The following is a 20,454-nucleotide window of genomic DNA, read 5'->3' as shown; positions in this document are numbered from 1 at the left end:
AGGGGCATCCTTTCGGGTGACTGACGCCGAAAAAACCTAGAAGACATAGTCGAGCCGCAGATAGACTTGGCGGCCGTTGTAGCCGTCCGGCGATTGGATCGCATATTTGGAATAGGTGGCCGTTCCGAACGTCACCGAGTTCGGATAGGTGTCGAAAAGATTCCTCGCTCCCAGCGTGATCTTGAGGCCGCGGCTCAGCTCGTAGGACCCGTTGAGATTGAAGACCCACTGCGGATCCAGCCAATAATCCTGGGCCGCGACATTGTTGAGATTGACCGCCAGGACGCGGCCGTAGCGGACCAGTTGGGCGTTCATCCCCCATTCCTCGTAATGCCAGTCGGCACCCAGCAAAAGCTTGTCGCGGGGGGAACCGTGCTTGAGAAGCTTGGTCACCGAATCGGTATTGAGGGTAAGCCCGAGGGCCGAGAGCTGAGCCGGTGCGGCATTGACTTTCGTCACCTCGTTCCAATTGACGTTGTATCCGGCGTTCAGCGTCAGACTGCCCAGTTTGTCGAGATCGACCTTGGTCTTGCCCGCAACGTCGATACCCCTGGTATCGAGATCACCAACATTGGTGAAGACGCGGACCACCGAAATTCCCGAATAGCCGTATTGGTTCAGAATGTTCTTGACCGCAGTACCGCTGATGTTGTCGGTCGGCGCCAGCCGGTCCTTGATGGAGATCTGATAGGCGTCCACCGTGATGAGGGACTTTTCCGTGGGTTGGGTGACCAACCCGACCGAGGCGTTCTTCGACGTTTCGGGCCTTAGATCGCCGAAGCCCAAGGCCTTGGCTATGCCACTGTTCGTCGGCACCGTCCTGGTATAAAGCACCGTGCCGTTGGTCTGCGGCTGCGAGGTCGATCCCGCCATGCCGATCTGCCCCAGCGCCGGTGCGCGAAAGCCCGAATCGAAGCTTGAGCGGATGGCCACCGGTTTCACCACCTGATAGCGAGCCGAGACGCCGCCGCTATTGGCAACCCCCACATCGTCATAATTTTCCGACCGGCCCGAAAGATTGAGCTTCAAATCGTCGGTGAGATGGTTTTCAAGCCCAGCATAACCGCCGTAAACGTTCCGGGAGTAGCTTCCCGCCTCGTCCGGACGGACTCCGGGACCGATGGGCGCGGGCAAGCCGTTGGACGAGCCGCCGACGATCGTCGCCCCGCCATTAATCCATGAGGCGGTTTCACCGGCTTCGAGGTCGTAGGCCTCGTGCCGGAAAACGATGCCGGAAGACAGCGTCGACGGCTTGGCGAAAAACGACGTGGGTATTTCCCGCGTATAGTCGACGCCGGTTTCCGTCTGTTCGTTGGTGCGGGTCGCGATCCGAAGATTAGTCGGGCTGAGCGCACCGAGGGTGGCGTTCAACGTATTATGCCGGTATTCGATTTCGTGGCTGCGACCGTAGCGCACGTTGACGTCGACGGTGCCGTTGCCGCCAAGGTCGAACTTCACACCGTTCAACGTGTGAATGTCTTCGTTGTTGCTTTCCTGCACGATGCCCGCACCGTCGGGAAAGATGGAGCGGACATTGTTGTTGTCCTGAGGGCGCAGAACGCCGTAATTGGCCCAGATGTCCGCCAGGGCGTAGTTGGCTTGGAAATAGACCGAGGCGACGTCATTGACGTCGAAACCACCATTGGCGAGCAGGGCGGCATTCTTGAGGCGGGGACTTCCATCCTTGCCGATGGTCCGATTGGCCGTCGCCTCCCGGGAATCACCGCTAAAATAGAACTGGCGCATATCAGCCTGACCGCGGTCGGTGTAATCGGCGTAGTTGGTATCGGCGCTGAGCGTCAGGAAACCATTGCCCGACAGGGCCACCCCTTTCCAGGTGTTCAGATTGGCCGATTGCTCGCCCTTGTCGGTGTAAACCCCATAAGTGGCCGAAGCCCCGCCCCCCTTGCTTTCCTTCTTGAGGATGACGTTCACCACACCGGCGACCGCATCCGCGCCATATTGCGACGAGGCGCCGTCGGTCAAAACTTCGATGCGTTCGATGGCGCTGGTCGGGATGACATTCAGGTCCACCGCCATAGACCCGTGAAAAATACCCGTGGAGTTCTTGACCACGGCATTTTCGGTGCGCCTTTTGCCGTCGACCAGGACAAGCGTGTCATCAGGCGCCAAGCCACGCAGGGAGGCCCCGGTCGGCACGATGCGGGCGTTCGATTCGCTTTGAGGGAAGTTGAACGACGGCACCAGATATTGAAGCGCCTGGGCGACCGAGCCGGCACCCGTGCTGCGCAGTTCGTCGCCATCGATGACCTGAATGGGAGAGGTGCTGTTGATGACGGTCGTATCGCGGGAATGGGTCGCGGTGATTGTCACCGTATCGATGCCGCCGCCGTCTGCCTGATCGGCGCATGCCACCCCATAAATAGAAGTATAAGATGAAACAAAAAATGTTGATCTAAGAAAAATTCTCCAAAATCCCATGATACACCCCACATAAAATCACAGATTAGAACGTATAGATTATTATTAATAATATAAGTTTATATAATTTCACATAAAATTAAATTGTATATGAAATATATTCATTTAAAAATTCACAAACTCAGCAACACGCCAAACATAAATTTTATAATGTTCCATATTGTGGAATATCGGTTTATAATGCAGAATAGTGGCAGCCCGGTTCCGGGGAGTCAATAGTCTACTCACCCAATAAACTGTATTTATTTTAACGGTGAATAAGTGTATTTACGGCACGCCGCCCATCCCTCCCGCGGATCGAACGGCGAGCCGGGGAAACAACCCGCTTTTAAGCGTTTTCGGAAAGGAGAGGATTTCGTGGACAAGAGTTTCGCAAAAGGACTGGCGGTCCTGGAATTGCTGGCACGAGCACCAAAACCCTGCGGAGTGAGCGAGATCGCCCGCAAGCTCGACATGGGGAAGAGCAATGTCCACAGACTGCTGCAGACCCTGACCACCTGTGGATTCGTCGAGCAGGATGAGGACCGCGGTTATTATCGGCCAGCCTTGAAGATGTGGGTCCTGGGAACCCTTGCCATCGCCCGCCTCAACATTCGCGGGGCGGCGTTCGACGTGCTGGCCGAACTGGCCACCCATACCGGCGAGGCCGCCCAATTATCGGTCTTGGTGGGAGGCGATATGATCAATATCGAAAAGCGCGACAGCCCCCAGGCCACCCGCTATTTCACCCCGCTCAACGGATTTGCCGCCGCCTACTGCTGCACCCGCGGCATGGTCATGCTCGCATATTCCTCGACGGATGTGGTCGAGGCCGCGATGGAAAGCATGCTCCGCGACCAATCCAGAACCGCTCTCAGCCCCGCCAGACTGGAACGCGAACTGGAAAAGATCCGAGCCCAGGGCTACGGGGTCGGCGAATGGAAGGAAAACGTTTCTTGCGTGGCCACCCCCGTCTGGGGGCCGGACGATGATGTGGCGGCGATCCTCAGTGTTTCGGCCCCATCCTTCCGCACGCCGGTATCCGCCATAGAAAAGTTCGCGCCGCTGCTCATCGCCTCTGCCCGCACCATTTCCAATCGCATCGGACTTCCGGAAGGATCGGATTTGGCTTGAGGGATGCGGGAAGCCGATTGGAATGGGGCGGAAGCGAACCCGGCAATAAATTATCTATCGATAATGATATCCATTTTATTGAAATGGGAGCTGTTCAAAAGAGCATCGATCAAAGCCTGCTGGCTTTGCCGGATGTGCCGGTCGGCCGCGTTGGCGGCCTCAGCTTCATTTCCGGCCTCGAAAATACGGAACAGCTGTTCGTGGGCGTCTTCGCTCGCATCTTTCAGCGTGACGACGTGACGCCCCACCTTGCCGACCAGGAAATAGACACGCGTGGTCTGACCGAGAAGATGCCAAGCCATTCTTTCCAGGACGGGATTCTGGCTCGCCTTGTAGATCAGCCCGTGGAGCTTCTCATGCAGCTCGATCGCCAGACGGAAATTCTCGGCATGCGAGGCCTCCACCTGCGCTTTGTTGAGAACCCGCAGGTCGTCGAAAGGAAACCGCCCCATGGCGGCCCGCACGGCGACACCTTCCAGCGCCGCCCGCATGTCGAAAATCTGCCGGATGCCCTCCAGGGTAAGATTGGCGATCCGGTAACCGGAGCGGGGAATCGGTTTCAGCAGCCCGTCATGCGTCAGCAGGGTCAGGGCCCGGCGCACCGGGCTTCGGCTCAGGCCATAGGCATCGCATAACTGCGCTTCGCTGACCGTGGCGCCGGGAAAGATGTTACAGCGGATGATCTCGCCATAGATGATCCGATAGGCGCGCTCACTGAGTTCCAGAACCTGTCCATCATCGGAGAGCCCAGCCTCCCCCATGGCGCCCCCACGGATCTTTCTCCGCCCGCCGCCGAACGGCTCGCTGATTATTTTTTGTTGATCGATCGGCACTCGAAGCTCCCCAAACATCCCAATTTTTCTTTTTATAACAGCATTTTCGGCAAAGTGCACCATCACAGGGCCGCCGCTGAAATCCCATTTTCAACAACTGACATCTCAGATTATTCGTATTGACATGTCATGAGGCGTCGGCCTTAATTAGTACACTTAGTACATAGACATTGTGACATATAGCACGCAGAAACTCCGTAAAATGTGGGTGCGGATCAGAGGGGTAGGCCATGTTACTGAAACCAAGGAATTCCTTTTCCCTGCGCGTGGTTCTGGGGTTGGGTGTCGCCACGAGCGTCCTGCAGACGGCTTTGGCGGACGACAACGCGGGGGAAATTCCGGATGTCGTCGTCACCGCCCAGCGCCGCGCGGAAAAAGCGTCGGACACGCCGATCTCCTTGAGCGTCATCGACAATGCGACGCTGGAAAAGGCCGACATCAAGGGGCTGACGGATCTTTACACCTATACGCCGAGCACCACGATCAACACCTCGTCGGGCAACGCCGGCATCTATATCCGCGGCGTCGGCAATAGCGGCGCAACCCCCTCGACCAGCAGCGCGGTCGCGGTGAACGTCGACGACGTCTATCTCGCCCGCCCGTCTTCGCCGCTCCTTGACTTCTTCGACGTGGAACGCGTCGAGGTGCTGCGCGGCCCGCAGGGAACTCTTTACGGACGGAATGCCACGGCCGGCGCCATAAACATCTATTCGGCCCGCCCCACCTTCACGCCGGAAGGATATGCCGACTTCACCTACGGCTCGTTCAATCGCACGGATTTCAAGGCCGCCTTCAGCGGTCCGGTCACCGATACCCTGGCCTTGAGGCTGGCCGTGCGCGGTGCCAGCGACGACGGCTACAACAAAAACACCGACTCGCGGGGAACCAAGGCGTCGGACCAGGACAATGTCAGCGCCATACGCGCCCTGGCCGACTACAAGCCGGTGGGCGGCCCGCTCAGCGTCCAGTTCACCTCCGACTACGTCAGCCAGCGTCAGGGGAACCAGACGCTCCGGCCGCTCGACGGCTCCGGCGTCGCACAGGTGGCCGGCGCCGTCACCTCAAGCGACTTCCACGCGACGTCGAACAACGCGGCCACCCGGAACAACACGGAGTCCGGTGGTTTTTCGGTGAAGACGAAATATGAATTCGATGACGTGAGCCTCAACTCCATCACCGGGTACCACAATATCGATCAGGATTTTCTGCTCAACACCGACGGCACGTCCGTCAACGTCTCGGAAACGCTCATCCGCACCTATCAGTCCCAGGAATCCCAAGAATTCCGTCTGAATTCGGAAGGAAAGCACGATCTCGATTGGGTCGTCGGATCCTATTTCTTCCATGAGAACGTGAAATACACCACGGCGATGAACCGCTACGCCGGAACCGGCGCACCGGCCACCCAACTGTTCCCCAACGAAGGCGCCGACACCACCGCCTACGCGGGCTTCGCCGATGGCACATATCACGTCACGGACCGCTTCTCGCTGGGAGCGGGTATTCGCTATTCATGGGAAGACAAGGACATCGACCGCAATTTCATCCTGATCAATGGCGTGGCCGCCGGATACAGCGCGCTCGGCAAGGGAACCACCGCCCTGGCGGTCTTCCAGCACGACAGCGCCAGCTATCATTCGGCAACGCCGCGTTTCATCGCCCAATACAAGGTGGCGGACAATTCCATGGTCTACGCCTCCGTCACCAACGGCTTCAAATCGGGCGGCGCCGGCGTCAACGACATCATCTCGGCCCAGCGGAAATTCGCCTCGCCATACGCCAACGAAAAGATCTGGGCGTACGAAATCGGTCAGAAGTCATCGTTCCTCGACCGCAAACTGCAGGTCAATGCGTCCCTCTTCTGGTACGACTACACGAATCTGCAGGTGGCGACCTACAAAAACGGCCTCAGCACCATTCAAAATGCGGCATCGGCCTCGCCCTACGGAGCGGAACTGGAGATCCAGGCTCGCCCGACCGACCCACTGACACTGCGGTTCTCCGGCTCCTACCTCCATGCCACCTACGACTCCTACATCTCCAGCCTGGGCAGTCAAGTCTACGACGCATCCGGCAACACGCTGATCGGCGCGCCCACCTGGACCCTGTCCACCTCGGGCGATTACGAACTACGCCTGCCGAAATTGCTCCCCGAGGATCAGAGAATCGATCTCTACCTCGGCTCCAACTATCGTTCGGAGGTCCACTTCAGCCAACTCAACCTCCCGGTCACGGTGCAAAAGCCGATCAATCTGGTGGATGCCAGGATCACCTGGCACCTGAAGGACGGAGCCTATTCCGTTTCCATCTTCGGCAAGAATCTGCTGAACCAGAACTACTGCCAGAACATCGTCACCTTCACCAGCATCACATCGCCCTCCCTGTCCGGCGCCTATCCGCAGGGTTCGGCGCTGTGCTATCCGGCGGAGGGACGCAGCCTGGGCATCCAGACCGTCGCGCGCTTCTAGGGAGAATGGATGGAAACATCTCCCCTCCGGAACCGACCGGCTTCGCCACGCCGCCCCGCCGGAAAGCCGGCGTGGCGAAGCCTCCCGCCCTTTGATCAAGACGAACGGAGCAGCCGTGAAACCCCAATTATTCCTGCTCGAACCCGATTTCCTGAAGGAAGGAAACGGTCCCTATTACTGCCCGGAAAGCGCCCTGCTCGAGGGAGTCCTCGGCTATTACCCGCGTCTGGCGACGGAAGTCGACATCCGGAGAATCCCCTTCGCCCGGCCGCGCCGGCCGGTAAGCGATCTCATCGGCGAAGAGAACCAGGGCTGTCCGGTCCTGGTGTTCGCCGCGGAAGATGCTCCGCGGGAGGGGCTTTCCGTCTACGGCGCCTATGCCTTCGTGTCCGGCCCCCAGGCCATCGCCACCGTCCTGGCCGCAACCTACGGCATCGGCCGCCCCGTGTCCTGAAGCGGGAAATAAGGCGCAAGCCCGACGCGCCGCCGGAACCGAAAAACCGCTCGAATGTAAGGAGAGGGTATGGCTCACATCCAAGTCAGCCGCCGGGGCAAAATCGGCATCGTGACGATCAACCGTCCCGACGCCCGCAATGCCCTGACCTTGGAAATGTATCACGGCCTCAACGGGGCGTTCGCCTCCCTGGAGGAGGCCCCCGACGTCAATGCGATCGTCCTGACCGGAACCCCGCCGTCATTTTGCGCCGGCGCCGACCTCGGCCTTTTGGAGACGCTCTGCCGCGAAGGCGAGGAGCGGGTCCGCGTTCCACCGCTGACCTTCCTGCGACCGACAGCCATGCGCAAACCGACGGTCGCGGCCATCAACGGCTATTGCGTAGGGGAGGGATTCGCCCTGGCCCTCGCCTGCGACATCCGTATCGGTGGTCCCTCCAGCAAATTTTTCCTGCCCGAGGCCAATCTCGGGGTTCCCGCCGTCACCATTCCGAGCCTGATAGCGAGGTCCATTCCACCCAACTTCGCCATCGAGCTTCTCCTGACCGGAGACCATCTGGATGTCGACTGGGGTATGCGCAGCGGTTTCCTGAATCATGTCGTGCCGGACGAAGATATCCTGGCCAGAGCGATCTCGATGGCCGCCGCCATAGCGGAAAAGCCACCGGAAGCGGTCCAACTGATGCGCTACCTCGTGCATGCCTCCTTCGAACGGGAAATCGAGGCGTTGCTGGAGGATGGACTGTCCAGACGACGTGACCTGCGTCCCAGGCTGACATCGCCGCCGCTCGCCCAATCGAGCGGAGCGAAAGATGAACGATGTCCTTAAAGCTCCACCGATCCATTCGTCCGACCGTCTTTGAACCTTAGAATTCTTCGTGTCCTCATGGGCCCAGGAGTATGAAAATGGCACCGCCGTTATGGAACCCACAGATGGAGGGTCTCGACCGGAAGTCTCTTCGTGATCTGCAACTGGTAAAGTTGCGCGCGCTGCTGGTCCGCGTTTACGAAGCGTCGCCCTACTATCATGAGAAATTCAGGAAAGCCGGGGTCGATCCCTATAAATTCTCGTCATGGGAGGATTACGCGCACTACCCCTTCTTCGACAAGGAGGAGGAGCGCCTGAGTCAGGAACAGTCGCTCGAACAGTTGGGCCATCCCTTCGGCCTGCACATCTCCTGCGACCCACGACTGGTCAACCGGGTATCGGCATCCTCGGGCACCACCGGCCGGCCCACCTACAGCGGCTACACCGAAAAGGATCGAGCCATCTCGCTCGAACACCATCACCGCTTCGCCACCCGAATCGGCCTCAGAAAGGGCGACCGCGTCCTGTTCTCCATGGTTCTCGCCATGTGGGCCGCTGGCGTTCCCGGCGTGGACGCCCTGTTGAATTTCGGCGCCTGCGTCATCCCCATCGGTGGCAAGAGCGGCACCGAAGGATGGGCGCAGACTGCGGTCGACACCCGTCCGGAAGTCCTGATGTGCACTCCGTCCTTCGCGCTGCATCTGATCAAAAGCGTCCCTGAACGCACCGGCATCGACACCAGGAGCCTGGGGATTCGCAAGATCTGCGTCACAGGCGAGCCCGGCGGCAGCATCAAGGAAATCTATACGCGGATTTCCGAAGGCTTCGGTGGTGCCGAAGTCTACGACGGAACCGGCGCCACGGGCGTCCACAACCCGACCTGCGTCTCCTGCGAGGAACATTCGGGACTGCACTTCTTCGCCGAAGACAATGCCATTTTCGAAATCGTCGATCCGAAGACCATGCTCCCCCTTCCGCTCGAGGACGGCGTCGAGGGCGAGATCGTCTATACCGGCCTGCACAAGGAATGCGCTCCGTTGGTCCGTTGGCGCGACAAGGACATCGTCCAGGTCTTCACTGCGCCCTGCGCCTGCGGCCGCCCCGGCCCCAGGCTCGTCTTCAAGGGCAGGGTCGACGACATGCTGCTGGTCCGCGGCGTCAACGTCTTCCCCAATGCCATCCGCGACGTGATCAGCAGGGCGTCCGACGCCGTGACCGGCCATGTGCGGGTGGTGAAAGCCAAGGGCACGCCCGTCGTCAATCCGCCGGTCCGGGTCAAGGTGGAATTGAAGGAGCCCCTGCCCCCGGAAGCGCGCCGGGTTCTGGTCAGCCGACTCGAATCCCAGCTTCACGACGCTCTGCATTTCTCGCCGTCCGTCGAGCTGTTCGATACCGGCACATTGCCGCAGGAATTGGGCAGTACCGGGAAAAGCAAGATTGTCGAGGAAACCGACTGACGGAGGGCTCGGACCGAAACGGAAAATGCGGACGGACAAAATGGAAAAGTATCTGCGACTTTCCGCCGACGTCGGCGGCACCTTCACCGATGTCGTGCTGGAAGACGGGAACCAACGGTGGGTCGGCAAGGTGCTGACCACGCCGGAGGCCCCCGAACAGGGCGTCATGGCCGGCATCGACCAGGTGCTGGCCGCCTCCGGGCGAAACATCGGAATGATCGGGGTTTTCATCCACGGAACCACGCTGGCCACCAACGCGGTCATCGAGAGGCGCGGCGCCAGGACGGCCCTGATCGCCACGGACGGATTCCGCGACATCCTCGAAATCGGGACCGAGAACCGCTACGACCAATATGAACTGGCCCTGGAGCGGCCCCGGCCGCTGATCCCGAGATCCCTTCGCCACACGGTCCGGGAGAGGATGGACGCGCAAGGCCGGGCCATTCTCCCTCTCATCGGCGAGGACGTCCGCAACCTCGCCCGGATCCTGAAACGCCAGGCGGTGGAAAGCGTCGCCGTCGCATTCCTGCATTCCTACGCCAATCCGGCGCACGAGGAGCAGACCGCCCGGATCCTGGCCGAGGAAATACCCGGCCTGTCCATCTCCCTGTCCAGCCGGATCTGCCCGGAGATCCGGGAATACGAGCGCACGTCGACGACGGCGGCCAATGCCTATGTGCAACCGCTCATCAGCGGATATCTGGGCCGCCTCGGCCAGTTCCTGGGCGAGGCGGGGTTCACGGGGAACCTGTTTCTGATCACCTCCGGCGGCGCCCTGCTGACGGTCGAGGCGGCGCGAAGCCTTCCCGTCCGCCTGATCGAATCCGGACCGGCCGGCGGCGCCGTTTTCGCCGCCCGGCTGGCGGCCGAACTGAACGAGCCGCGGATTCTGGCCTTCGACATGGGGGGGACGACGGCGAAGATCACCCTGATCGAGAATTTCCGAGCCGACAGGACACGCTTGTTCGAAGTGGACCGCGCCGCGCGGTTTCTGAAGGGAAGCGGGCTGCCCTTACGCATTCCCGTTGTGGAGATGGTGGAGATCGGCGCTGGTGGCGGCTCCATCGCCGGGGTCGACGCCCTGAGACGGGTCACCGTCGGCCCGGTCAGCGCCTCATCGGTCCCCGGACCGGCTTGCTACGGCCGGGGCGGCCGCCACGCGACGGTCACCGACGCGGATCTCGCGCTGGGACTGCTGGATCCAGGGCATTTCGCCGGCGGAACGATCGGGCTTGATCTCAGCGCTGCCATTGCCGCCATCGAGACCGATGTTGCCGCCCCCCTCGGGCTGGATCCGCAGATAGCCGCCTATGCCATACATGAAATCGTCTGCGACAACATGGCCACCGCCGCCCACGCCCATGTCGTGGAACGGGGCAGAAGGCTCGACCGCCATGCCATCGTGGCCTTTGGCGGGGCAGCCCCGCTGCATGTCGCCCGCCTGGCGGAAAAACTGGGGGTGGCCAGGGTTATCGTACCGCCACTCGCCGGGGTGGGATCCGCCGTCGGCATGTTGCGGGCGCCGGTGTCCTTCGAACTGGTGAAAAGTCTTCCCGCGCGCCTTTCGCGTTTCAATCCGGATCGCATCTCCGAGCTTCTCGAACAGATGTCGCGGGAAGTCCGAGGGCATATCGGAGACGTCGTCGCACCACCGTCGCTACGGGAAAAAAGGCTCGCTTTCATGCGCTATGTCGGCCAGGGGCATGAAATCACCGTTGAAATTCCCGTTCGCCGCCTGCAGGCGACCGACGCGGAGCTGTTCCGCACGCTCTACGAGGAGGATTACCGCGCGCTGTTCGGACAGGTCGTCCCCGACGCCGATATCGAGGTGGTGGGATGGTCGGTCCATCTGGGGACCGATCCCGACCTCCCCGCTCCGGCCGCCGCCGCCGCCGCGCCGGTCGCGCGCGAAGCCCCGATCGACCGGACGATTCGCATGTTCGACGGGGCCCGGGGCCGATGGATTGAACTTCCCGCCTATCGTCGCGAACAATTGCGTCCCGGCGACAGGCTCTCCAGTCCCTCCCTGGTCCTTGAGAATGAAACGACGACCTTCGTGAGCACCCGGTTCAGGGCTCATATCGACATCATCGGTTCCATCGTCATGGAACGCGACAGCGGAGAGGCCGGGGATGACTGAGCAACATGACCAGACCGGATTGATCGACCGCCAAATCATGTGGAATCGCCTGATCTCGGTGGTCGAGGAACAAGCAATGACGCTACAGCGCACCGCTTTCAGTTCCATCGTCCGGGAATCGGGGGACCTCTCCGCCGGCGTCTTCGACCTTGCGGGACGGATGCTGGCGCAGGCCGTGACCGGAACGCCCGGCCACGTAAATTCGATGGCTCTGGCGGTCGGCCATATGCTGGCGCGCCATCCCGCCCAAACGCTGGCCCCCGGGGACGTTCTGATCACCAACGATCCTTGGCTGGGCACGGGACACACCTACGACTTCACCGTGGTCACCCCATTCTTCTACCGGGGCAGACTGAGCGCCTTTTTTGCCTGCACCAGCCATATCATGGACATCGGGGGTGTCTACCAGTTCACCGATTCCGCCGACGTCTTCATGGAAGGGCTCTACATCCCGATCCTGAAGCTGGTCGAGGCGGGTCGGGTCAATCGCACCCTGATGGCGATGATTCGCGCCAACACGCGCAATCCGGTGGATACGGAGGGGGATACCTATTCGCTGATCGCCTGCAACGAGGTGGGATGCCGCCGGCTGGAACGGATGATGGACGAGTTTGGCCTCGAAGACCTTGAAAGCCTTTCGTCACATATCCTTGAGACCTCGCGCAACGCGGTATTGACTGAAATCCGCCGGCTGCCGAAAGGGACCTGGAACCACGTCCTGACCCTGGACGGCTACGAGGCCCCCATCCACCTGCAGGCCAGCCTCACCGTGTCCGATCGGGGAATCCATGTCGATTTCACCGGATCGTCCGCCACGGTGCGGCGCAACATCAACGTACCGCTCTGCTACACCCTGGCTTATACCTGCTTCGGCCTGGCCTGCATCGTTTCGAGAAACATCCCCAACAACGCCGGCTCCCTGGCGCCGTTCACCATCTCGGCGCCGGAAGGATCCATCGTCAACGCGCAAAAGCCGGCCCCCGTCGCCTGCCGCCACATCGTCGGATTGATGCTGCCGGATCTGGTCTTCGGCTGCCTGCGCCAGACCATCCCCGAGCGCGTCCCCGCCGAAAGCGCCGGCGTCCTTTGGGGGCTCAATGTACGCGGCTACCGTTCCCCCCGGCAGATTCCCGGAGACGAATTCACCGCCGGCGTGGTGACGACCGGCGGCATGGGGGCGTTGCCGTCCCGCGACGGCCTTTCGGCAACCGGATTTCCGAGCGGCGTCCGGGGCGGCTCCATCGAAATTTTCGAAACCCAATCGCCCGTCATCGTCTGGCGCAAGGAATTCCGCAGAGACAGCGGCGGTGCCGGACGCACGCGCGGAGGGCTCGGCCAGACCATCGAGTTGGAGAACGGCATCGACCAGCCGTTTCTCTTCAACGCCTCGGTCGAACGCGTGCGTTTCCCGGCGAAAGGATTCGCCGGCGGCCGGGACGGCGCGGCCGGCCGCCTGACGCTGCGTTCCGGCGAGAAACTGGCGGGCAAGGGTCTGCATGTCATACCAGCGGGCGACCGTCTCCTGATCCGCTCGCCCGGAGGCGGAGGACTGGGCGAACCAAAGGAAAGGAACCGCGACGCCGTCCGCGAGGATCTGCGCGAGGGGCTCATCTCGCCCGATGCGGCGAAAGACATCTACGGATTGATGGATTGACCGCCATGGCCTTCGGCACGAACATCTCCCGGCGTCGTTTCGTCGTCGGCCTGTCGGCCGCGGCCCTGCCCATCGGCCTATCCGCGGGCCGGGCCGGGGAACAAGGCTCCATCCCGGACGGGGAACCGAGGCGGGGCGGCACCATGACCTTTCTTCTGCCCTACGAGCCCCCCTTCCTGCTGTCGCTGTTCAACCCGGCCAGCCTCGTCCTCAGCGCGAAAATGACGGAAGGACTGCTGGAGTTCGACCGGAGCATGACACCGCGGGGACAATTGGCCACTGACTGGACGGTCTCGCCCGACGGCCTGACCTATCGCTTCGCCCTGCGCCGCGGAGTGAGATGGCATGATGGACGCGACTTCACCTCGGCGGACGTGGCCTTCTCGCTGCGGACACTGAAAAAGGTCCATCCCCGCGGCCGCCTCACCTTCGCCAATCTGGCGGAGATCGCCACACCCAACGACCATAGCGTCGTCCTGCGCCTGACCCGGCCGACGCCATTCCTGCTGCCGGCCCTCTCGGCCGAGGAGTCGCCGATCGTTCCATACCACGTCTATCGCGATGGCGATCCCCTGGCCAATCCCAACGCCCTCTCTCCGATCGGGACCGGTCCTTTCAAATTCGGCGAATGGTCGCGCGGAAACTACGTCATCCTGGAACGTAACCCGGACTATTGGGACCCGCCCCGCCCCTATCTGGACCGCATCGTCGCCCGCGTCATATCGGATCCGCAGCAGCGCTCGGTGGCCTTCGAGACGGGCACGGCCGACGTCGGTTATCGGACGCCGGTTCCCTTGCGCGACGTGGAGCGCCTGCGGCAACTGCCGACGCTCGAGTTCGAGACCGCCGGATATACATATTCGCCGCCCAACATCACCTGCATCGAATTCAATCTGGACAATCCCCATCTCGGCCGCATCGAGATTCGTCAAGCCATCGCCCACATGATCGACCGCGACAAGATCGCCGAGGTCGTCTATTTCGGTCAGGCGGTTGCCTGCCCCTCGCCCATCGTGCCCGAACTGGCCGCCTTCCATGATTCCTCCCCCAGCCCCTATCCCTTCGATCCGGATGCCGCCGCCAAACTGCTGGACGATGCCGGATATCCCAGGAATCGCGACGGAATGCGGTTCAGCCTGACGCTCGACTATCCGGCCGATGAGACGTTCCATCATCTGGCGGCTTTCCTCCGGGTGATGCTGGGCCGCGCGGGGATCTGGGTCAAAACCCGGGGCCAGGATATCGGAAGCCAGGCCAGACGGGTCTACACGGATCGGGCCTTCGACATGCAACTGGCCTCGCTCTCCAACCTTTTCGACCCCGCGATCGGCGTCCAGCGGCTGTTCTGGTCGAAAAACTATGTGAAGGGCGTCCCGTTCTCCAACGCGACCCATTACGGCAACCCCCTGGTCGACAAATTGCTGGAGGATCAGGCCGTGGAGACGGATCCGGCCCGCCGGGTCGCGCAGTGGCGAGAGATTCAACGCATCATCTTGCATGAGGTGCCGGACCTCAACCTGGTCATGCCGCGCTGGTACACCATCGCCAACCGGCGCCTCAAGGGACATTCCGATACCGCCGACGGCCTGGAAGGCAATCTGGCCCACGCCTATCTGGTGGAAAAATGATCAAAGACCACGTCATGAAAAGAGCCGGCCCGTGGCTCCGCGTCGTCGCCGGCAGCGCAAGTTTCGCGCTGCCCACCATCCTCGGCATCGTCATTCTGAATTTCCTGTTCCTGCAGTTGCTGCCGGGTGACGCGGTGGACGTCCTGGCGATGCGCTCGGGCTCGGCGACGGTGGAAAGCATCTCCGCCCTGCGCGTGCAAACCGGCCTCGACCAGCCGCTGTCCGGCCAGTTGGCGGCATACCTGTCTCGTCTGGCGCATTTCGACCTGGGCGTTTCGACCCAGTATCATCTGCCGGTGGCGGACATCATCGCCGCCCGCCTGCCCGATACCCTTCTCCTGGTGGGCGGAGCCCTTGGCCTTGCGGTCGTCCTTGGCCTGCTCCTGGGGTCCGTCATGGCCTCGCTGGCCGGCAGGTGGATCGATCGCATGTTGTCCGGCCTGCTGATGCTGATCTATTCGACGCCCGGATTCTGGATCGGCCTGATGATGATTCTCCTGTTTTCGGTCAAGCTGGGGCTGTTCCCCAGCGCCGGCAGCGCGACCATCGGAACACGCCTGTCCGGACTGGCCGCCCTTTACGACAAGGCGGCCCACCTGATCATGCCGATGACGGCGCTCTCCCTATTCTACACGGCCGTCTACGCCCGGCTGGTGCGCGCCACCATGATCGACGTCCTGCGGCAGGACTTCATATTGGCGGCGCGGGCGAAAGGGCTGCATCCGGTGACCCTGATCCGCCGCCACGCGATCAGAAACGCCTTGATCCCCGTGGTGACAGTCGCCGGCATCCATCTGGGCAATCTCCTGGGTGGAGCGGTTGTGGTGGAGACGGTCTTCGGCTGGCCAGGTATGGGGCGCCTGGCCTTCGACGCACTGCTGTCGAGGGACTTTCCCGTCCTTCTCGGCGTGCTGCTGCTGTCCTCCATCCTGGTGGTCGCCGTCAACGCCCTGGCGGACGTGCTTCTGGGCTGGCTCGACCCACGCATTCTTACCGAATAGGCGGACATGGAAAGACCGATGATCGCGTCAAGGAAACTCGGCTCCCCCGTCAAGGACGGGATCGCCTTCTTCAAGGAATCCGGATATCTCTCCCTGACCGTCGGCGGCGCCGTTTTCGCAGCCATCGTCGTCACGGCCGCCGCCGCGCGGCTGCTGTTCCCGGGAGATCCCACCGACATGGTGACCACGCCCCTCCTGTGGCCGGGGCAAAGCGGTCTCTTTCCGCTGGGCACCACCTCGCTGGGCCAGGATGTGGCGGCGGGATTGGTCTGGGGCGCCCGAGCATCGCTACAGGTCGGCATCCTGGCCGCTGCGGTGGGTTTGCTGCTCGGCCTGGTGGCGGGAACCCTCGCCGGATATTGCGGTGGCTGGATCGACGCCGTGCTGGTCCGGGTCATCGCCTTGTTCCAGACCATGCCGCCGTTCCTGCTGGTCGTCGTCATCGTGGCGATCGACGAACCGACGCTCAGGACCATTTCACTCGCCATCGGACTGGCCGGATGGCCAACGGTGGCCAGGCTGGTCCGCGCCCAGGTGCGTAGTCTGCGGCAGGCCGAGTTCGTCCTGGCCGCCCGCTGCCAGGGATACGGCACGACGCGCATCGTCCTGGGCGAAATCCTGCCGAATGCCCTGCCCCCGGTCATCGCCACGGTTTCCGTTCTTGTCGCGAATGCCATCCTGATGGAGGCAGGACTGTCGTTTCTCGACATGGGCGACCCTAATATCGTGAGTTGGGGCAGCATGATCGGCGCCGCCCGCGACACGCTGCGAATCGACTGGTATCTCGCGGTTCTTCCCGGGCTCGCCATCGCCCTGACCGTTCTGTCCCTCAACCTCGTCAGCGATGGATTGACCGAAGTCCTCAGCCCCAGGCGGAGGGCCGCGCCATGACGGCGGCCTCAGGTGAACTGCTCGTCATCCGGGACCTGGTCGTCGAGCGGCCGGGTGTCCGGCTCCTGGATAGCGTGGCGCTTTCGATCGGCAAGGGGGAAACGCTGAGCCTAGTCGGGGAATCGGGGTGCGGAAAATCCTTGAGCGCCCTCGCCATCCTGGGCCTGCTGCCGGAAGGAGTCCGGCACGCAAGGGGTGAAATCCTGTTCGAGGACGAGGATCTGGCGCGGGCCTCGCCCCGGCGGCTGCGGCAGATCCGAGGAAAGAGCATCGGCCTCGTCATGCAGGACCCCATGTCGTCACTCGACCCGGTTCTGCAGATCGGGGCGCAGATGGAAGAGGCGATTCGCACCCATCTGCCGCTGTCGGCACGCCAGGCCCGGGGGCGGGCCCTGGAACTGCTCGATCTGGCGGGCGTCCCGGAACCACTGCGCCGCTACGGGCAGTATCCGCACCAGTTGTCCGGTGGATTACGGCAAAGGGTAAGCATCGCCACGGCCATCTCCTGCACCCCCCGGCTCCTCATCGCCGACGAACCGACGACGGCGCTCGACGTGACCACGCAAGTCCAGGTCCTCGATCTTCTGGATCGGCTGCGCCGAGAGTTGTCGATGGCGCTTCTTCTCATCACCCATGACCTCTCCATCGTCGCCAGACGCGCCGACAAGGTCTGCGTGATGTATGCGGGCAGGGTCGTCGAAAGAGCCGGTGTCGACGACTTTTTCGCTCATCCGCGGCATCCCTATTCAAAGGGATTGCTCCACTCCTCGCTCGGCGCGGGGACCCCCCTGCATCACCGATTCGACAGGTTGCCGGAAATTACGGGTTCCATCGCCTCGGCAGCGGGACAAAGCGGCTGTCCTTTCGCGCCACGCTGCGATCAAGCGGAAGCCGCATGCGGCAAGACGTTGTCATGGCCCGGGACGACGGATTCCCGGGACCATTTCTCGGCATGTCTCCACCCCAATCCGGAGGAAAGCGCATGAATACCCTCCTTGAGATCGAAGACCTCCACGTCGCCTACGGACTGGGATCGAAGCGGCGAAGCGTCCTGGACGGTGTGTCCCTGACCGTGGACGAAGGGGAGACGGTCGGCGTCATCGGCGAATCCGGCTGCGGAAAGTCGACCTTGGCCAAAACGATTGTCGGCCTTGCGAAAATCGGCGGAGGAAGCGTCTGCTACCGGGGAACGGACGTAAGGACGCTGAGCGGCCCGTCACTGAAGGAGTACGGCCGGCGCGTCCAGATGGTTTTTCAGAACAGCCTGGCCTCGCTCAATCCGCGGAAAACCGTTTTCCAGACACTGGAGACGCCCCTCATCGTCCACGGTGAACGCGACCGCCGCTCGCGGCGAAGACGGATCGAGGACATCGCCGACCGCGTCGGCTTGCCGAACGCCATGCTCCAGCGCCGCCCCCACGAGCTTTCCGGAGGACAGCGGCAACGGGTGGGGATCGGGCGGGCACTGATCCTCAACCCGCAACTGGTCATTTGCGACGAGCCCGTTTCCGCCCTCGACGTCTCCATCCAGGCGCAGATCCTCAATCTGCTGTCGGATCTGCGGCGGGAACAGGGACTGTCCTACCTCTTCATCTCCCATGATCTGGGAGTGGTCAGGTTCATCGCGGACCGCATCTTCGTGATATTCGCCGGACGGATCATAGAAACCGCCGATTACCAGGACCTATGGCGCGATCCGCGCCACCCCTATACCCGCCTGCTGCTGGCCGCGTCTCTCGGCGAATCGACGCCGGACCGCCCCGGCTCGCCGCCGCCGCCGTCGACGGGGTGCCGATTCCGCCACCGATGCCCCTTTGCCTTCGGACTGTGCGCGGAAGAGACACCGGTCTTGCGCGACATCGGCGGCGGGCACCGAACGGCCTGCCATCTGGGGTAACGCCTCAATGTCCCCGCGACGAAACGCCGGCATGAAAACGTACGATCCCGTCATCCCCGGCCTCCCTGCGAAGGCGCCCCATGGCCGCCAGGCGGTTGAGGTGGGCCAGGGCCTCGCCCAGCGCGAACATCGTCTGCAAGGCGTCGAGATGCTGCGGGAAAAGGAAAGGCAGAATACCGCCCGCCGTGACGGGTCCCTCGGCCGCCTTCTCCAGAATGACGTCCAGGCGGTCGCGATGGTGGTCGCGGATTTCGTCGATCCTGGCGAGCGCCCCGCGGAACGGTCGGCGATGGGACGGCAGAACCAGCGTGTCGGGACGCAATTCGGCGCGGAACCGATCGAGGCTCCGCAGGAACAGCCCCAGCGCGTCCGCCTCCGGCTCGTCCGGCCAGACGCTGACGTTCGGCGTGATCTCCGGCAGAAGCTGGTCTCCGGCGATCAGGATGCCCCGCTCCTCGCAATAGAGCGACAGATGTTCCGGAGAATGCCCTCCGCCGGCGATCGCCCTCCATCCGTCTCCCCCGATACGCAGGCGGTCCCCGTCGGACAACCCTTCATAGGCCCCGGCCAGGGAAACCCCTCGGGAATAGGGGACATATCCCTGCTCCATGCCCCTGACGACATCCTCGGACAGGCCGTTGGCGAGATAGAACCGCCTGCTTCGCTCCTTGTCTTCGACGCCGGGCCCACCGAGCAGACGATTGGCCGTCAGCCACTCGGCCCGGCTCGCCATCACCGGCAGATTCCATCGCCCGGACAGCCAGCCGGCGTTGCCTATGTGATCGGGATGGAAATGGGTCGCGATCAGACGCGTCACCGGCTTTCCCTTCAGCGTCGAGGCCCAGACCTGTTCCCATTGGGCTTTCACCTCATCGTTGGAATAGCCGAAATCGACAATGACCCATCCCGCGTCGTCCTCCAGCAAATAAAGGTTCACCGCCCTCAGGCGGAACGGCAATGGGGTGCTCAGCCAGTGGATGCCCTGAGCGATCTCTATGGTTTGACCGGGTTTCGGATAGTCCGTCAGGACATACTCAACACCAGATTTGGCATCCAACATACGCAACCTCTCAAAAAACATATACTTGCAGTAAATATTCAAACAGAAATACTTATAGCAAAAAATTAAACAATAAAACAAGAATTTTATAATAAAAATATAAATAAAAATAGAATAATTATTTATTTTACAATAATTATAATGATTAATTTTGTTAATGTTCGTTTTTAATAGCGTCTACCCCATGCAATTCCATCCCGATAGCTCCGATACAATCATGATTTTTCTTATCCGAGCGCCCCTCGTGGGATTGGTGCCGTCCGGACGTCACTGGACGTCCGGCGCGAACGCGCCGGTAGGGATTCGTCGGCAATCGATGGCAGGGCCCGCTCTCGCGGGAGGGGGAAGGGGGGAGTCGCACGACGCCTGAGAGTTTTCTTTCGCCTGTCAGCGGGATGCCCCCTCATCCCAACCCTTCTCCCACGAGGGGAGAAGGGCTTTTGCCCGCCCTTTTGCCCCAATTACCCGTTCAGGCTAACGAGCCTGATTCAACCTGAAGAAAACGCGCCCCAATACAAATTCCCGGTAATCGGGTGTGATCACCGGGAATTTGTATTGGACGCTTATGGACGGGAACGTCGGCGCCCCTCCCCGGACTGCCGTATCCGC

General features: G+C 61.8%; 15 protein-coding genes. 12 read left to right on the top strand and 3 right to left on the bottom strand.

Annotated features, from left to right (window positions below; all coding sequences use genetic code 11):
* Positions 1-36: 36 nt before the first annotated feature.
* Positions 37-2,334 carry a TonB-dependent receptor plug domain-containing protein gene (locus tag CWS72_RS21505; protein ID WP_158240766.1) on the bottom strand — a complete coding sequence of 766 codons (2,298 nt, stop codon included), beginning with the start codon at positions 2,332-2,334 and terminating at the stop codon, positions 37-39.
* Positions 2,335-2,799: 465 nt separating this feature from the next.
* Here CWS72_RS21505 and CWS72_RS21500 point away from each other — a divergent pair, with 465 nt between their 5' ends.
* Positions 2,800-3,555: an IclR family transcriptional regulator gene (locus CWS72_RS21500; protein WP_158240765.1), complete on the top strand. Its 756-nt coding sequence runs from the start codon at positions 2,800-2,802 to the stop codon at positions 3,553-3,555.
* Positions 3,556-3,605: 50 nt separating this feature from the next.
* On the opposite strand, the gene CWS72_RS21495 is transcribed toward CWS72_RS21500, so the two are convergent.
* Positions 3,606-4,388: a GntR family transcriptional regulator gene (locus CWS72_RS21495; protein WP_158240764.1), complete on the bottom strand. Its 783-nt coding sequence runs from the start codon at positions 4,386-4,388 to the stop codon at positions 3,606-3,608.
* 230 nt (positions 4,389-4,618) lie between these two features.
* On the opposite strand from CWS72_RS21495, the gene CWS72_RS21490 reads away from it, so the two are divergent.
* The 11 genes from CWS72_RS21490 to CWS72_RS21440 all read left to right on the top strand — a co-directional run bounded on the left by CWS72_RS21490 (position 4,619) and on the right by CWS72_RS21440 (position 18,785).
* Positions 4,619-6,856, top strand: coding sequence for a TonB-dependent receptor (locus tag CWS72_RS21490; RefSeq protein ID WP_101252700.1), 2,238 nt, complete (start codon positions 4,619-4,621; stop codon positions 6,854-6,856).
* A 115-nt stretch (positions 6,857-6,971) separates the two neighbouring features.
* Positions 6,972-7,310 (top strand): DUF3088 family protein, encoded by a 339-nt coding sequence (locus CWS72_RS27920; RefSeq protein WP_158240763.1) that lies wholly within the window; start codon positions 6,972-6,974, stop codon positions 7,308-7,310.
* Between the two features lie 69 nt (positions 7,311-7,379).
* Entirely contained in the window at positions 7,380-8,138 is a 759-nt protein-coding gene (locus tag CWS72_RS21480; RefSeq protein WP_101252698.1) for an enoyl-CoA hydratase/isomerase family protein, read from the top strand.
* A 77-nt stretch (positions 8,139-8,215) separates the two neighbouring features.
* Positions 8,216-9,574: a phenylacetate--CoA ligase family protein gene (locus CWS72_RS21475; protein WP_158240762.1), complete on the top strand. Its 1,359-nt coding sequence runs from the start codon at positions 8,216-8,218 to the stop codon at positions 9,572-9,574.
* Between the two features lie 40 nt (positions 9,575-9,614).
* The gene (locus CWS72_RS21470; protein ID WP_241911840.1) at positions 9,615-11,714 is read left to right on the top strand and encodes a hydantoinase/oxoprolinase family protein; all 2,100 of its coding nucleotides are present in this window, start codon (positions 9,615-9,617) and stop codon (positions 11,712-11,714) included.
* Positions 11,707-13,368, top strand: coding sequence for a hydantoinase B/oxoprolinase family protein (locus CWS72_RS21465; protein WP_101252695.1), 1,662 nt, complete (start codon positions 11,707-11,709; stop codon positions 13,366-13,368). Before CWS72_RS21470 ends, CWS72_RS21465 begins: the two co-directional genes overlap by 8 nt.
* A gap of 5 nt (positions 13,369-13,373) precedes the next feature.
* Positions 13,374-14,996, top strand: coding sequence for an ABC transporter substrate-binding protein (locus CWS72_RS21460; protein ID WP_101252717.1), 1,623 nt, complete (start codon positions 13,374-13,376; stop codon positions 14,994-14,996).
* Between the two features lie 14 nt (positions 14,997-15,010).
* A complete protein-coding gene (locus tag CWS72_RS21455; RefSeq protein WP_101252716.1) occupies positions 15,011-15,997 on the top strand; it encodes an ABC transporter permease in 987 nt (328 codons plus the stop codon).
* 18 nt (positions 15,998-16,015) lie between these two features.
* Positions 16,016-16,888 (top strand): ABC transporter permease, encoded by an 873-nt coding sequence (locus tag CWS72_RS21450; protein WP_199175856.1) that lies wholly within the window; start codon positions 16,016-16,018, stop codon positions 16,886-16,888.
* Entirely contained in the window at positions 16,885-17,874 is a 990-nt protein-coding gene (locus CWS72_RS21445) for an ABC transporter ATP-binding protein (protein ID WP_101252693.1), read from the top strand. The genes CWS72_RS21450 and CWS72_RS21445 overlap by 4 nt, the downstream gene beginning before the upstream one ends.
* Positions 17,871-18,785 carry an oligopeptide/dipeptide ABC transporter ATP-binding protein gene (locus tag CWS72_RS21440; protein ID WP_158240761.1) on the top strand — a complete coding sequence of 305 codons (915 nt, stop codon included), beginning with the start codon at positions 17,871-17,873 and terminating at the stop codon, positions 18,783-18,785. Before CWS72_RS21445 ends, CWS72_RS21440 begins: the two co-directional genes overlap by 4 nt.
* Positions 18,786-18,789: 4 nt before the next feature.
* On the opposite strand, the gene CWS72_RS21435 is transcribed toward CWS72_RS21440, so the two are convergent.
* Positions 18,790-19,845 carry an MBL fold metallo-hydrolase gene (locus CWS72_RS21435; protein WP_158240760.1) on the bottom strand — a complete coding sequence of 352 codons (1,056 nt, stop codon included), beginning with the start codon at positions 19,843-19,845 and terminating at the stop codon, positions 18,790-18,792.
* Positions 19,846-20,454 lie beyond the last annotated feature (609 nt).

Source organism: Telmatospirillum siberiense (assembly GCF_002845745.1).
Taxonomy (GTDB): domain Bacteria; phylum Pseudomonadota; class Alphaproteobacteria; order Rhodospirillales; family Magnetospirillaceae; genus Telmatospirillum; species Telmatospirillum siberiense.
The sequence above is the reverse complement of the archived record's forward strand: the minus strand, read 5'-3'. Positions and strand labels throughout refer to the sequence as shown.

What these genes read in the sequence shown, in the direction of transcription:
- CWS72_RS21490 (WP_101252700.1), top strand. Translation starts at nt 4,619, where the DNA reads ATGTTACTGAAACCAAGGAATTCCTTTTCCCTGCGCGTGGTTCTGGGG.
- CWS72_RS21480 (WP_101252698.1), top strand. Translation starts at nt 7,380, where the DNA reads ATGGCTCACATCCAAGTCAGCCGCCGGGGCAAAATCGGCATCGTGACG.
- CWS72_RS21475 (WP_158240762.1), top strand. Translation starts at nt 8,216, where the DNA reads ATGGCACCGCCGTTATGGAACCCACAGATGGAGGGTCTCGACCGGAAG.
- CWS72_RS21470 (WP_241911840.1), top strand. Translation starts at nt 9,615, where the DNA reads ATGGAAAAGTATCTGCGACTTTCCGCCGACGTCGGCGGCACCTTCACC.
- CWS72_RS21465 (WP_101252695.1), top strand. Translation starts at nt 11,707, where the DNA reads ATGACTGAGCAACATGACCAGACCGGATTGATCGACCGCCAAATCATG.
- CWS72_RS21460 (WP_101252717.1), top strand. Translation starts at nt 13,374, where the DNA reads ATGGCCTTCGGCACGAACATCTCCCGGCGTCGTTTCGTCGTCGGCCTG.
- CWS72_RS21455 (WP_101252716.1), top strand. Translation starts at nt 15,011, where the DNA reads ATGAAAAGAGCCGGCCCGTGGCTCCGCGTCGTCGCCGGCAGCGCAAGT.
- CWS72_RS21450 (WP_199175856.1), top strand. Translation starts at nt 16,016, where the DNA reads ATGATCGCGTCAAGGAAACTCGGCTCCCCCGTCAAGGACGGGATCGCC.
- CWS72_RS21445 (WP_101252693.1), top strand. Translation starts at nt 16,885, where the DNA reads ATGACGGCGGCCTCAGGTGAACTGCTCGTCATCCGGGACCTGGTCGTC.
- CWS72_RS21440 (WP_158240761.1), top strand. Translation starts at nt 17,871, where the DNA reads ATGAATACCCTCCTTGAGATCGAAGACCTCCACGTCGCCTACGGACTG.
- CWS72_RS21435 (WP_158240760.1), bottom strand. Translation starts at nt 19,845, where the DNA reads ATGTTGGATGCCAAATCTGGTGTTGAGTATGTCCTGACGGACTATCCG.